The organism is Chryseobacterium sp. TB1-D10 (assembly GCF_059803555.1).
The window spans coordinates 127485-142204 of sequence record NZ_JAPFHB010000003.1; the positions used below are offsets into that span (position 1 = coordinate 127485).

At 37.1% G+C, this 14720-nt stretch carries 13 protein-coding genes; 3 read left to right on the top strand and 10 right to left on the bottom strand.

The window, feature by feature from the left end; all coding sequences use genetic code 11:
* Positions 1-37 precede the first annotated feature (37 nt).
* Positions 38-586, bottom strand: coding sequence for a TetR-like C-terminal domain-containing protein (locus tag OPU68_RS05040; RefSeq protein WP_498472913.1), 549 nt, complete (start codon positions 584-586; stop codon positions 38-40).
* Between the two features lie 196 nt (positions 587-782).
* On the opposite strand from OPU68_RS05040, the gene OPU68_RS05045 reads away from it, so the two are divergent.
* A complete protein-coding gene (locus OPU68_RS05045; protein ID WP_498472914.1) occupies positions 783-1853 on the top strand; it encodes an NAD-dependent epimerase/dehydratase family protein in 1071 nt (356 codons plus the stop codon).
* A 14-nt stretch (positions 1854-1867) separates the two neighbouring features.
* Positions 1868-2305 carry a DUF2141 domain-containing protein gene (locus tag OPU68_RS05050; protein WP_498472915.1) on the top strand — a complete coding sequence of 146 codons (438 nt, stop codon included), beginning with the start codon at positions 1868-1870 and terminating at the stop codon, positions 2303-2305.
* A gap of 884 nt (positions 2306-3189) precedes the next feature.
* On the opposite strand, the gene OPU68_RS05055 is transcribed toward OPU68_RS05050, so the two are convergent.
* The 7 genes from OPU68_RS05055 to ccoN form a co-directional block, all read right to left on the bottom strand.
* Complete coding sequence (locus OPU68_RS05055) at positions 3190-4086, bottom strand: NmrA family NAD(P)-binding protein (protein ID WP_498472916.1); 897 nt, start codon at positions 4084-4086, stop codon at positions 3190-3192.
* A 12-nt stretch (positions 4087-4098) separates the two neighbouring features.
* Positions 4099-5028 carry an alpha/beta fold hydrolase gene (locus OPU68_RS05060; protein WP_498472917.1) on the bottom strand — a complete coding sequence of 310 codons (930 nt, stop codon included), beginning with the start codon at positions 5026-5028 and terminating at the stop codon, positions 4099-4101.
* A gap of 70 nt (positions 5029-5098) precedes the next feature.
* Entirely contained in the window at positions 5099-5662 is a 564-nt protein-coding gene (locus tag OPU68_RS05065; RefSeq protein WP_498472918.1) for a Crp/Fnr family transcriptional regulator, read from the bottom strand.
* Positions 5663-6546: 884 nt separating this feature from the next.
* The gene (adhP, locus tag OPU68_RS05070; RefSeq protein ID WP_498472919.1) at positions 6547-7578 is read right to left on the bottom strand and encodes an alcohol dehydrogenase AdhP; all 1032 of its coding nucleotides are present in this window, start codon (positions 7576-7578) and stop codon (positions 6547-6549) included.
* Positions 7579-7835: 257 nt separating this feature from the next.
* Entirely contained in the window at positions 7836-9620 is a 1785-nt protein-coding gene (locus tag OPU68_RS05075) for a hypothetical protein (RefSeq protein ID WP_498472920.1), read from the bottom strand.
* A 35-nt stretch (positions 9621-9655) separates the two neighbouring features.
* Entirely contained in the window at positions 9656-10531 is an 876-nt protein-coding gene (locus tag OPU68_RS05080) for a cbb3-type cytochrome c oxidase N-terminal domain-containing protein (RefSeq protein WP_498472921.1), read from the bottom strand.
* Positions 10532-10554: 23 nt separating this feature from the next.
* The gene (ccoN, locus tag OPU68_RS05085) at positions 10555-12834 is read right to left on the bottom strand and encodes a cytochrome-c oxidase, cbb3-type subunit I (RefSeq protein WP_498472922.1); all 2280 of its coding nucleotides are present in this window, start codon (positions 12832-12834) and stop codon (positions 10555-10557) included.
* A gap of 180 nt (positions 12835-13014) precedes the next feature.
* On the opposite strand from ccoN, the gene OPU68_RS05090 reads away from it, so the two are divergent.
* Complete coding sequence (locus OPU68_RS05090) at positions 13015-13308, top strand: helix-turn-helix domain-containing protein (RefSeq protein WP_498472923.1); 294 nt, start codon at positions 13015-13017, stop codon at positions 13306-13308.
* Between the two features lie 395 nt (positions 13309-13703).
* On the opposite strand, the gene OPU68_RS05095 is transcribed toward OPU68_RS05090, so the two are convergent.
* Together OPU68_RS05095 and OPU68_RS05100 are read right to left on the bottom strand one after the other, a co-directional pair.
* Complete coding sequence (locus OPU68_RS05095; protein WP_498472924.1) at positions 13704-13862, bottom strand: hypothetical protein; 159 nt, start codon at positions 13860-13862, stop codon at positions 13704-13706.
* 243 nt (positions 13863-14105) lie between these two features.
* Positions 14106-14558, bottom strand: coding sequence for a PA2169 family four-helix-bundle protein (locus tag OPU68_RS05100; protein ID WP_498472925.1), 453 nt, complete (start codon positions 14556-14558; stop codon positions 14106-14108).
* Positions 14559-14720: the final 162 nt, after the last annotated feature.

Below are 14720 nucleotides of genomic sequence, written 5' to 3' on the forward strand. Positions count from 1 at the left end.
TAAGATAAATCAACTTGTTAAAGCAAAAGATGTTCCCCTACAATTTATTGAGTTTATTGACCAAATAGCATATTATTTCTGCAATTCTCTCGGCTGGTTGTGGAAAATCATTTTCCACCCAGTTTTTGATTACAGCAATGCTTCCTTTTTCACCAAATTGATAGGCCATTTCTACATAAGGTTGTGTTTCAGGTGTAAGCTCTATTTGATCTTCCACAGGAAAATGATTTCTGACGCTGGTTAGAATACGGGCCAGAATTCCGCTTCCATCTGCTTTTGTAAAAACAATCTTGCTCATCTCTTTGTCATTTTCCAAAATTTGGCAACTGAGAAATATGACCTGGTCCATATCGTGGCTCTTGCGCAACACTGCTGATAACTTTTCAAAAACCTCTTCTTCCAACTCAAACAATATATCCAGCGGAATTGTATAATGCCGATAAAATGAATTTCTGTTGACATCTGCCAGTTTGCACAATTCTGTTATAGAGACCTGGCTTAATTCTTTTTCTTTCAATAGATCCAATAAAGCCTCTCGAAATAGTTTTTTGGTGTACTGAACCCTTCGGTCTTTTCTTAAATCCATCTTAATTTTTTTTCATTACGCTACAATATCGATTGCATTTGTTCGCTATTGCACAGAATTCATCTTTTCTGAGATATTAAAACAATTTCTGTTTGTTAGTTTTACAAGTGATCATAAATAAACAAGAGGTTTGGTAACGAACAAATTGTTTAGCAAAGTTAAAATTTATTTGTGATTATTTCTAAATGTAAAAAAAATGAAAGAGGCAAATATTAAAAGAAAGAAAAGAATTCTTCTCACCGGTGCATCCGGAACGGTTGGCTTTGAAACTTTGCAGCATCTGATGAAAGATCCAAATTATGAAATCACTGTTTTTGATGTGAAAACTGCAAAATCCGTTAAAAAGTTATCCCTATTTCGGAACCGTGTGGAGATTGTTTATGGTGATATTGGTAATATTACAGACATTGAAAAAGTGAGTGCAAATAAAGATGCCGTCATACATTTGGCAGCAATAATTCCGCCGCTTGCAGATGCAAATCCCGAGTTGGCTTACCGTGTCAATGTGGACGGAACGAAAAATCTGATTGATGCTTTAGAAAAAAACGCCCCTCAATGTTATTTGCTTTTTAGTTCCAGTATTTCGGTATATGGCGATCGGGTGAACAATCCCAAGATTTTGGTGACTGATAAATTAAAACCAAGCTTTGGTGATCGATATGGTGAGACTAAAGTGTTGTGCGAAAATATGATCCGAAAGTCAAAATTATCATGGTCAATTTTTCGTTTGGCCGCAATTATGGGAAACCATAAGATCTCAAAGCTGATGTTCCATATGCCACTGGAAACGACAATGGAAATCTGTACGCCGCAGGATACAGGCCGGGCTTTTGCCAATGCGATTGGTTTCCAAACCCAACTTGAGAAAAGGATTTTCAACCTGGGCGGTGGCAACGAATGTGTTATTTCATACCGTTCCTTCCTTGAAAAAATGTTCGAGGCTTTTGGATTAGGACAGGTTAATTTTCCTGAAAAAGCATTTGCCGAGAGAAATTTTCATTGTGGAATAATGGAGGATGGCTATAAATTGGAGGAGATTCTTCGTTTCCGCCGGCAGGGCATGAATGACTACTTCGAAATGGTGGAGCAGGAGGTCAACATTTATCAGAAAAAAACAACCTTCATTTTTAAAAGTGTGATTAAGCGTTGGTTGCTTTTGCAATCAGAACCTTATCGAGCTTTTCAAAAAGGAAATGTATCAGAAATTGAACATTTTTTTAACGATAATAAAGTTAAATCTGTAAAAGTAGATGTTGAATTAATTTAGAAAAAATATACACTATGCTACAAAAAATAATAGGCATTATATTGTTGATCACTGTCAATACAAGTATTTTGGCTCAATCTCATTTTACGGTGGAAGTGACCGATCTGGTATTTGGTAAAGGTCATTTGTACCTTGGACTGTACGATAAGAAGAATGGATTCTTAAAGGAGAGTTCTGCCTTTGCAAACGGAAAGGTAAAAGTGACGGGAAACAAAATCTCTTATACTTTCAAGAATTTACCTATTGGAGAATATGCTGTTGCTGTTTATCAAGATGTGAACGACAATGGAAAATGCGACCGAAATCTCATTGGTTATCCTACTGAAGGATTTGGTTTTTCAAAGAATTACAAACCTAAGCTTTCTGCTCCTAATTTTGATGAGATAAAAATTGCTGTTCGACAATCTACTAAAGCCAGTATTTCCTTAATTGGAAATAAAAAAAACTTATAATTAGATTTATTAATGGCATAAAAAGATAAATGGTGTCATATTATTAATCCATGTTAAAAGGATAATACAGATTCAAAAAAAAGATCAGATCTTGATCTGCAAAAGTTTTGATTTTTTTAATATTTATACTTTATTCCTGTAAGAAAGATATTAACACAACAAGTAATTATAGGGATACTTTAAAAATAGATTCTTTCCTTAAGAGATCTCATCATAAAAGAATAAAAATAAATAAGAGAAGGAATTTTTTTATAGAGTAGATCATGTATCTTCTGACAGTTAACCTTTGTCAGCTTAGAATGTAAATTGTGTTATAGCACTAAAGCACTTAATTGACTGATATAATTTTTTCACCATTTTAAGACCAGCCAAATTATTGGCTGATCTTTTTTATTTGTAGATCACCAGATCACTATTGGTCTTAAATTAACGGCATATTTTTAAATAGAGGTCATTGTAGACACATATGATTATATCTCTATGTGCATAAAGCTCAGCAATTTTAAAAAATAACTGAAATTATGATCCCTTCATTTAACAATATTTGCCAGTTTTTTTAGTACGTCTAATCTTTCACGTTACAAATATGTTTCAGAAGGAAATAGATATATTTTTATTTTTAAACTTATAGAATTTGTTGTAAGCATTTCAATATTCAATCACAATTTTTCGATCGTTCTGCCGCTTTCCTGCATTTGATGTGCCGTTTTAAAGTTTTCTACCGCTGTACCAATAATTTCCAGCCCAATGAAATATGGTGAATATCCGTTGTGAATATAAAAGGGAAGTCGTTGTTATCTTAATAAATAGCTGAAAACATTTGACCAGCTATCCAAGGTAGTCAATCTTCGGACATATGAAAAAGGATTATTTGTAAGGAATTATTATTTCAAAAATGTTTTTAAATAATCGATACTTATTGTCCATACAATACTTTCATAACGATCATTTGCCAGGTCATTGTGCTGAGTTGTGAACATTGAGTACATATATTGTCCCTGCTGGAATTTTGCGTACAATTCATTTTCGCCACTTGGATCATCTTTTCTTTGTTTTTTGATATATTGTGCGAAATTTTCCAACGTTTCAATCTGATGTAATTTGAATTCCTGCCCCGTTATTTCTCTCACATCATCAAGGATCATATTTGGACTGATCTGAAAACTTGCGATCTGCAGATTTCTTGGTGCCGAGTCATCTAAAGCAGCTTCTGCCGTGAAGGATGCCGTATTATCCATGGTTGTGAAATCTAATTTCCAATCTGACTTCTCTCCCCAGTATCCAATACTTTTATCTTTTAGGTTAAGAATGGGTGTATTATATTTTAAAATATCTGCGAAACATCCATTAAAAATAGATGTAGCCCGAATAGGGGATTGGTCTATATATTTTTTAAAAATTCTTCTCAGATCAAAATTTCTATTTTCGCCTTCAGGTAAGTCATTATAATCAGTACAGAAATCGGAAGGGATAAATCTTGGCACACCGGCTTTGCTGGCTCCTTCTAAAATCTTCTTTTGCAGATCTATAATAACATCTCCTAATCCTGCAACTGCAGAAACGACACAGTCAGCATTGGCGCATTCGGCAGATATGGCATTCACATCATTTAAATCAATGATCTTAACTTCAACACCCAATTCTTTAAGTATTTCTATTTTATCTGCATCAGTTGATTCACGGACAATAGCTTTGACGAAAGCACCTCGTTGAATCAATTCTCTACAAATTCTGTTTCCTAAATTGCCTGTTGCACCTGCAACTAAAATATTTTTTTTCATATTTCTTTTTTTTTAAGATGCTAAAAAGGGAAGTACGATATTAAGAACTTCCTGTGGTTTTTCTTCAAATAAATAGTGTCCGCTGTCCATAATTCCGACAACCTGCAGATCAGCAGCAACAAAAGGCAATCCGTAGTTCATATAATTGTAGCTGATATAACTTCCAATTCCTAAAACAGGCATAGACAGTTTCTTATAGTGCTTTGCATCCTCTATATCCTGATGAAAAGTTTGATACCACGCGTTGGATGCTCTGATGCTTTCCTTGTCATTGTAAGCTCTTGCATAAACCGCTCTTTCAAGCGCTGTCATTTTGCTTTCGTCAATCATCACATATTTAAAAAGCCATTCCTGCAAGAGGTGGAATCGACCTTCTAGCAATTGTTCGGGTAGACCCTTGACCTGATTAAATCCCATCCACCATACATAGGGCATTTCGCTATCCATTTTTTCATTAAAAGTTCCCGGAGACGGTATGAGTGGCATTTGGTATAGTCCTTCGCTTGGATGTGATCCATCAAGAACGATCAGTTTTTCTGTAGATTCAGGGAAGTTAAATGCAAAGCTCATCGCAACCATTCCTCCAATGTCGTGACCAATTAAACTGACTTTGTCAAAACCTAACTGCAGAACAAGCTGATGGATATCTGTGGCCATTGTCTTTTTATCATAACCTGATTCAGGTTTTTCTGATGTTCCCATACCTCTCAAATCAATGATGATAACACGGTATTCTTTTGCCAGCTGCATCGCAACCGGATGTAACGAATACCAGGTCTGTGGCCAGCCTGGGAGGCAGACCAAGGGTTTTCCCTGACCACCTTCTACGTAGTGAAGTTTGACGCCGTTAACGTTAATGTATTTGTTTTCGAATCCTGGAAGATTCTTGATCAATTCATCATCCGAATATTTATTACCTATCAAATTTGAGTTTTCGTTCATGTTAATTTTACTATTGACACAAAGATAAATTGTCTTTTTACAGGCAAAACTACCATCTGGTAGTTAATGCTCATCGGATGTTTTTTCTTATTCTGCTCAAAGCATTTGGGGTGATGCCAAGAACACTTGCCAATTGCTTTACGGGAATTTTTTGAAGGATCTCCGGTGTATTGAGGAATTCCAGATATCTTTCTTCAGCCGTAAGTGTCTGGAATTTCAAAATCTGATCAATCATTCGTACTGTTGTTTCTTCCCATATTTTTCTGCCGAACTCATGCCACACAGGCACGTGACCGTACAAGAAATCCATGTCTTTTTTTTCAATGATTATAAGGTCTGTATCTTCTACTGCGATAATATTAAACCTAGTTGGTTTCTGCGGATTGAGACTTGAAATTTCTGTAAAAAATTCATTTTTAAAAACGACCCAGGTTGTATTTTCACTGGTTGATCCCTCATAAAAAAAACGTAAACCACCGAAAACAATATAAAAATACTGATTGGCGATCTGTCCTTTTTTAAGTACGAGTGTTCCTTTCGGAACCGACTTTTTTCGGCATCTTGAAAGAACGATATTCAATTCACTATCATCAATGCTGATCGTTTGTCTAATAAATTTGACGAAGTTTTCCATTTGCTTTTACAAAATTTTTACTATCAGATGTGATTTGCACATAACCATAAAGGATATCAAACTAACATCAAATGTAGCTAAGATACAAAACATCCCGTCAAATGGAGTTGAGAATCTGATATTGTTTGCACGCAATCAAATGAAAATATGATCAGAATTTTTACTCAAGTCCTCGGGCTTCGTTGCCCAATTTTGGAAAGTGAGGTAATACCATTTCAAAATATTTCATCTTATTTATCTGATCTTGTGATAATAAAAAATCAAAATTTAATATTGCATATGATGCTACCTGATTTTATATAGCAAATATATTCCGTTGTCACTGTGGAAAAAAATCTTTTTGTGTATCCGGGATCGGAGATTCCAGAACCTCCGCAAAAATATTTCAAACTTTCATCAATACTCTTTCTTATTGTTTTCAAAGTATTGATCGCAATTTTCCTTGTGCCTTCCTGAATGTTAATCTGCATAGAAAAAGTCAGAAACCTCACAAGATGCAGTTCATTGAAATTTTGATCCTTATCATTCTTTAGATATAAGTAAGCTTATATGATCTTATGAAAAGTATTTTTGATAAAATTTATTTATAGATCAGTTCTTCCGATGGAATGATAAAGTAACCGTAAAAGAAGCGGTATTTTATTGTCTCTTAATATTGAATCCTTGAGCGTCATTTTCTTTTATATGTATCAATATTAAATTCTTATGTCGTGAGTCTAGTGGACAAATATCATTATTTAAGGAAGTACCGCGTAAAAAAAATGTGCTGCAAGATGAATGACGCAGCACATTTTATTATATCTAAAAATCATTAACTATAAAAAATTGTATTGGTAAAGGCAAATAAATATTGACGACGTTTTGTCATTTAAAAAAAATTAATCCTAAGAGCCTGCGATATCTAAAACAATCCTCCCATCGATCTGCCCAGCTTTCATTTTGTCAAAAACGTCATTGATATCTTCTAATTTTGCAGAGGTGACAGTGGCTTTTACCAGACCTTCATTAGCGAAATCTAAAGCTTCCTGTAGATCCTTTCTGGTTCCAACAATAGATCCTCTCACCGTAATTCTTTTAAGAACAGTCTCAAAGATCGGTAACGGGAAAGATCCAGGAGGTAGACCATTTAGTGCGATCGTACCTTTTCTTCTCAGCACATCTATTCCTTGTTTAAAGGCAATTGGAGAAACGGCAGTGATCAATGCACCGTGCATTCCTCCAACTTCTTTGTGAAGATATTGTCCCGGGTCAGTTTCTTTTGCATTCACCACCAAATCAGCACCCAGTTTTTTAGCCAGTTCCAGTTTATCATCTGATACGTCAATAGCAGCCACATGCATTCCCATTGCTTTCGCATATTGTACTGCCACATGGCCCAAGCCCCCGATTCCTGAGATGGCGACCCATTCGCCAGGTTTTGTTTCTGTCTCTTTTAATCCTTTGTACACAGTAACACCTGCACAAAGGATAGGAGCAATTTCAAGGAAGTTTGCATTCGATTTCAAATGTCCTACATATCTGGAGTCTGCGATCACATATTCTGCAAATGCACCATCTACACTGTAACCGCCGTTCTGCTGTGCCTCACAGAGTGTTTCCCATCCTGTGATACAATAATCACAGCATCCACAAGCAGAATATAACCACGGAACACCCACTGCATCACCTTCTTTTACCATAGCTTCCGGTCCGCAGGCCACCACTATTCCTACACCTTCATGTCCAGGAATTAGTGGCATTTTGGGTTTCGCAGGCCAGTCACCATCGACAGCGTGAAGGTCTGTGTGGCAAACACCGCAGGCGATAACTTTTACCAATACTTCATATCGTCCGGGAACTTTTACAGGAACTTCCATAATTTTCAATGGCTCACCGTAACCCTGTACGACAGCCGCTTTCATTGTTTTTGGGATCATAATTTAATTTTTATTAGATTATTGATAGTTTTAGAAATACAAGTATGCTTGCAAGCCTTATGTGAAGCTAACCTATCTTAGGTTATTTATATAAGATAATGATAGTTAAATTTTTAATGGAGCTAAATTAGAATGATAGCAGCCTATCTTATAGCACGATTGTCCAAAAAAATAGTAGTATCATACTTAATGTACTGATTCTAAAATTGTTTATGAAAAATTAAAAAAAATACTATCAATCTTTTCTTTAAAGAAAATTAAAATATTAATGACGACTTAAATCCTTGAAGATCATGACTGTTCTTTAAAATGTTTAGCTGCAGAAATGATGGCTCCATAAAAAGATCTTCGTAGTAAGCGATCCCGTTCAGGAGATTCTGTCGGAATGTGTCCCATTTTTTCTGATTGGAGACTGTCATATCTGTAAGAGATTCTGACATACCCGTTTTAAAAAAATCAACGTACATCTTAAGTTCATTGATAAACATGTTTGGCCGGTAAATATTTGATAGCATATTGATATATCCATAAATATGTTTCACCATTTGTGATAACGAGATTTCCCTGTCGAAATACGCAAGATTTGGTCCCGGACAAATAATGACACCCTGATCTTCTCCTTTGACTTCTATTTTGTTTTCAATATAAGCTGAGTTGGCCAACCCCACGCACAAGCAAGCTTTTTCGACGATCACATTTTCTTTTGTTCTTGATTGGGAAGAACCCAATGCCGCTGTATCCTTGTTTAATTGTTCAAATTTTAAAGTCTGGTATTTTGCAGATGCCGTACAAAGGCCGTCAGAAGAAAACTCTTTGTTCAATGCCAAAAACTTTTTAGGGCAAGAGCTTCCGGAGCGCTTATCGGCTGGCTTTGATTTCCTGATTATTTCATTGGAAGTTCCTTTGATGGTATTGAATAGCGTACCCAATGGTGATAGGTTGCTCAAATAAAAATCCGGTTCTTTAGATCCTGCGAGCAATTGTCTTGTTTCCGGATCTAAGGATGTCGCTTCGGGAACCAGCAAGAAAGGTGATCCCCACCCAACACTGTCTATACCATAACGATTTATCAGAAACTGATGTTCCTCCGATGTTCCAACGCCGCCCTGAACAGTGATCCTAATTTCACATGGTTTTGGTGGAACAGTTCTCGACTTTTTGTTTAAGGCAGCTATCATAAGATTATGGGCACTTTCTGTTAATTCATTTTTTCTTTCTTTGAATTCTTCTAAGATCGGTCCCAAAAGATATCCTTCTGTGGCAAATGCATGTCCTCCACAATTTAAACCGGATTCGATTCTATATTCCGAAACCCAAAGCCCTTTTTTCGCCAAAAACTGACCTTGGATCATAGCAGAGCGAAAGTCGCTGACCTTTAGAATAATCTTCTTCTTAAGTTTATTTTCAGAATCAGGATAGAAATCTTCAAACTGCTCGATGTAACTGTATAATCTGGGATTCATACCTGCAGAAAGTACGACGGAGGAGGATAGTTTACTTTGTGCAAAACCGCGCAGAGATGCATGGGCATCGTTGTAGATGATAGGTAATTGTTCCTTATTCCTATAATTATCTTTATCAACTTTGGTCATAATATTGACATCAATGTTCCCCGGCGAAAGATGGCGGTCAAGATAATCTGACAAACTTAATTCTGTATTCTGTTTGGCAGAAAGAAATTTCTTCAGTTCGGTTCTGAGCTTTGAAGTATTGGGAAGCATGTCTGTAAAATCAATCAATGACTGCTTCTGATTAACCAGTTCTTCCTTGAATGATTTAAATTTTTGCGAGACGATATCATCTACCATATTCAGATATGCCGTGATTCTTTTTGCGCGATGATCCTCAGCTTTGATTGAGATTTCCGTAAAGCTCAAACTGAACTTCTTGCTGTAAAATCTCCGCATTTTTTCAGTGATCTCGTCATCGATGATGGATATGACGGAGGAAATTCCAAACTGCGCCACACGTATAGGAGTGTCAATTGTAAAAGCGATACCCATCACCGGGATATGAAAATTGTGTAAAGATTTATTGTTCATTCTATTAGAATTATCTGGATCAAAGTTATTATGGATTACTGCTGCCAATTTGCTATCTCACCCTGAGGTGCAGCACCACCTTGCGCCTCCGTGATGGTTGCTTTTTCCTGATTGATATGATAAATGTAGGCTGCTACTTTCTCTGCTTCTCTGCCGGAAATTGTGCCTTCCTTAATAAACGGGCGCATAGCGGGATTGTTTGGAGATCCGTTTTCCAACATCCAGAAAACGTTTTTAAAAAGTGTTTTTTGTTTGATGTTGATCCACTGCTTATCTGTCAGATTCGGACCGATTCCGCCCTTTCCAGATTCAGAATGGCATGAGACGCAGTTTGTTTTAAAGATCTGCTCACCTTCTGCTATGTTTTCAGAATTGTAGGCAGCTGTTTCCAGATCTATCGGTGGTGCGGTCTTTTCATAATCCTTAATTGATGCTAATTGCATTCTGCTTTCGTCCTCATATTCCGCCTCAGGATGGGCATAATCGGTAAAAGCGAAGGCAATCAGATACAGCGCACAGGAACCGATCGTGAAATAAAACAATCCGAGCCACCATTTCGGCAAAGCGTTGTCCAGTTCCGTGATGCCATCAAAACCATGGTCTATCAGCAGCTGCTTTTCCTCGGTCGGTGACTGTTTTCTGAAAGCGGAATTCCACAATTTCTGGAAATACGGAATGGCTTTGTCATTTAAATAAGACTGTTTCTCCTCGGCAGACAAGAGTTTGAAATTAGCATTTTCCACTAAGTCTCCGATGGAATCCATAATGAGCAGAAGAAGGCAGACGACTACAAGCAGTCCCCAGAAAAATGGGGTTTTAAAGTAGCTTTCATCAGCGAACATCTGGAAGCTGGCAAACATTAATACCACAGTAAGGGCAATGTAAATTGAAATCGGTGTTCTCGTTTTCATTTCTGTTGAGATTTCAAGGTTAATTATTTGATGGAAGCAGTTTTAAATTCTGTCGTTCTGATGTCTGTACCAAGTCTTTGCAGATAGGCGATCAAAGCAATGATCTCCCTTTGCTCAAGTGGAACAAAAGCATTTCCTTTTAAGCCTTTTTCTTTTTCCATTTGATCTTTCAGGTCTGCTGCTTCAGAATAAATCCTTTTAACAATGGCTTTTGATTGATTGTTTGCCCACTGATCAGCAGAATCAATTTCTGCTTTTGTATAAGGCACATCAAAGGTATTTTTCATCAACTTGACCTTTGCAACCATTTGACTGCGATTCAATGTGTTTGCTATTAACCAAGGAAAACGGGGCATGATGGATCCTGCTGAAGTGATCCTTGGGTTGTACATATGTTTGAAGTGCCAGGAATCAGGATTTTTTTGGCCTTCCCGCTGAAGATCAGGTCCGGTTCTTTTTGAACCCCAAAGGAAAGGTCGGTCGTATATAAATTCCCCTGCTTTCGAATATTGCCCATTCTTACCGTCAAACCTCATAACTTCATCCCGGAAAGGCCGTATCATCTGTGAATGGCAGGAATTACAGCCCTCACGTATATAGAGGTCCCTGCCTTCCAGCTCAAGCGGCGAATAAGGTTTCACAGATGCCAGCTGTGTTACATTGCTTTTTATGGTCAATGTAGGAACAATCTCCACCAATCCGCCGATTGCTATTGCAACAAATGCAAGGAAAGATAAAAGGTGTGGTGTTCTTTCCAGCCAAATATGCCATCCTTCTCCTTGTTTTCTGGAGTTCCCGACGTTTGCTAAAGCCACGGCCTCGGCAGGAACATCTTTTTGAAAAGAACCGGCCTTGATCGTTTTATAAATGTTGACTACCATAATTATGGCACCACCAAGATAGAATAGTCCCCCTAAGAAACGCATTTTGAAGTAGGGTAGAATAGCGGTAACCGTATCCAGCCAGTTTTTGTAGACCAATGTTCCATCCGGGTTGAACTGCTTCCACATCAGTCCTTGGGTAAAGCCTGCAATGTACATCGGTAAGGCATAAAATATAATCCCAATAGTTCCCAACCAAAAGTGCCAGTTTGCCAGTTTGGTGGACCATATTTTTGTTCTCCACATCACAGGAACCAAGTAGTAAATAACTCCAAATGCCATGAAACCATTCCATCCCAATGCCCCCAGATGAACGTGGCCGATCACCCAGTCGGTGTAATGGCCAATCTTGTTCAGCGATTTTGTGGCGAGCAGAGGACCTTCAAAAGTTGCCATACCATAACAGGTAACAGCAACAACAAAGAATTTAAGGATGGGATCTTCCCGCACTTTATCCCAGGCACCTCTCAATGTCAGTAGGCCATTCAGCATGCCACCCCAAGACGGAGCGATCAGCATAATAGAAAATCCCGTTCCCACTGCCTGCGCCCACGCTGGCAATGCCGTATATTGCAGGTGATGAGGTCCTGCCCATAGATAGACAAAGATCAAAGACCAAAAATGGATAATGGATAATTTGTAGGAAAAGACAGGGCGATTCGCTGCTTTTGGTAAGAAATAGTACATTAGTCCAAGAACAGGTGTTGTAAGAACAAAGGCAACTGCATTATGACCGTACCACCATTGCACGAGGGCATCTTTGACACCTGAATAAACAGAATATGATTTCCAGCCGGTGAAGGAAAGCGGAACTTCCAGATTATTGAAAATATGAAGCATTGCTACAGCGATCCAGGTCGCAATGTAAAACCAAATGGCAACATACAGATGTCTTACACGCCGTTTCATAATCGTTCCGAACATATTGATCCCGAAGATAACCCACGAAATAGTAATTAGAATGTCGATCGGCCATTCGTGTTCAGCATATTCTTTTGAAGTATTGATACCCATAAGAAATGTTATTACCACAGCGATGATCATCAATTGCCAGCTCCAGAAATGAATCCAGGATAGCGTGTCGCTGTACATTCTGGTTTTCAGCAGCCTCTGCATGCTGTAGTACGCACCACAGAAAAAAGAATTGCATACAAATGCAAAGATCACAGCACTTGTGTGGAGCATCCTGATCCTGCCGAATCCCATAGCTCCCTGCGAGTTGATTAATCCTTGTATATTGCCGCTTCTTAAACTTTGAATGGTAGTGTCATCCGTTCCGAACAAAAATTCAGGTAATTCCGGATAGAAGAGCATCAGAGCAGCGGTAAGCCCCAAGATAAAACCAATGATCCCAAATGTAACGGTCGCATAGAGAAATGCCCTGACAATTTGATTGTCGTAATTAAATTTTTGTGTCTCCATAATTCCTTTTTAAACTGGAAAAATGATATCTTCTCAATGGAATACACTAAATTAAAGGTTTCCATAGTATATTAAATATCATAGTCCGGGTTCTATGTTTTGACAAAGGTATTTGGTAACTTTGTCTGATACTATTAGATAAAGTTCTAAAGTATACTGAAAACTACTAAAACGCATATAATGAACTCATGTGGCAAAAGCATCAGGAAAATTAGAAGGGAAAAGGATTTTACCCAGGAATATATGGCTTTTGAAATGGGGATCTCCCAGAAAGCGTATTCGGATATAGAAAATGCAAAGGTCAAGATCAACCTTGATATTTTGAATAAGATTTCAACCATATTGGGAATCAAGCCATCGGATGTCTGTAGTATAAGTGGCCAATGCGGTGGCGGTCATTATGAGACCAAGTACAATGAACTCGTAGAGTTTTTGAAGAAGAATAAGATATCGATTCCTGATAAATTTTTGTAGTTTCTTTTTCACTGGGTTTTCAAGCTTTTATCAATGTTCTATTCTTATTGCTTTTAAGGTTTTGATTGCAGCTTTATTTTTAATTGCCTAATGGTATTAGTACAAAGAATAAGTGAGAATGCTCACAAAATGCAATTCCAGGTGATTGACATTTGATCCTTATTATTTTGTTGGTAAAGATCATCTTCAAAATCGCTTTTTCAATAAAGATAATAAATCCTAGAAATCCTTCCTTTTGCCTCACAAATCTGGGCATATTGAGATCTTTCATGCCAAAGCACAGTTCGAAATCAGTTCCAGAAGCAATACAGTCAACATAAAAAGGTATATCACTTTCCCGGTATATGGAACAACTACAAATTGCTGTTCATAGGTAATTCATAAAAATGATTTAGTTAAAGCTCTTCAGGAGAACGTTCTATACAGATAGCAGATGGTTTAGTCTTATTGATAAACGCTCTGATTGCTGCCGGCTGATGGTTATAAGTGATTAGTTGTGTATAGTGTCTGACTACTAGAATGACAGCACTTGGTTTCTGTCCAGACGTTGGCATTATTGCTGTGACGAGGCTACATAAATGTTATTTAGACAACATTAATACATTTGCTTTAATGTGGTTGACCAGAAAGCAGAATCATTGAAATATAAAATAATCCGAGATTATCGAGAATCTTTATTTAAATCGATAATTAATAATGAACTGAAATTTCGTAAGTATAATTGTTTGCTCACGCTTTTCTTATATATAAAATGCTAATCTGGTCTTTTTTACTATAGCATTATTGTAAGTTTTAAATTACAGATTATGATATATTCCTTTAAATTCATGGCAGGAATCTTTGATCTTTTTAAGTTGTTCAGCAACAATTTCAGCGCTCTCAAGATCCAGATCTTTACTGTCTAGTGCTTTCTGATAGGCCTGTATTGCGGCGTTTTCCCCAAATATAGCATTTTGCAGCGTAGACTCTTCTAAGTGTCCTACAATAAATGAATTTTTTAAATCTATCCACACACGGTGCAGACTTCCAGATAAGGAAGCTGAATCAGCGGCGTTACCCCCTCGGTGAGTTATCAAATCAATAATCTCATTTTTCATAATTTTTGTTTGGGACGTAATATGCTCATATTGATCCTGAAGTTTATGGTTTTTTTCCCAGACTTTGCCTTCAACCTTTTCAAAGCCTTCCAGTCGGTCATTGATAATATGAAGCAGGTCATTTAAAACTGAAATTGTTTTTGAATTTTCCATTGTAACTTAATTATTTAAAGGAGGGATTAACAATTTTAATGCCTAATAGTCTGAACTTTTTAAATTTTAAATGTTGATTTTTTAAATTTCAAACCAATTATTATTTTGAAAGATTGCTATTAGTTGGCTCAATTATGGTGTTTTATAGTTTAGCAACTTTAA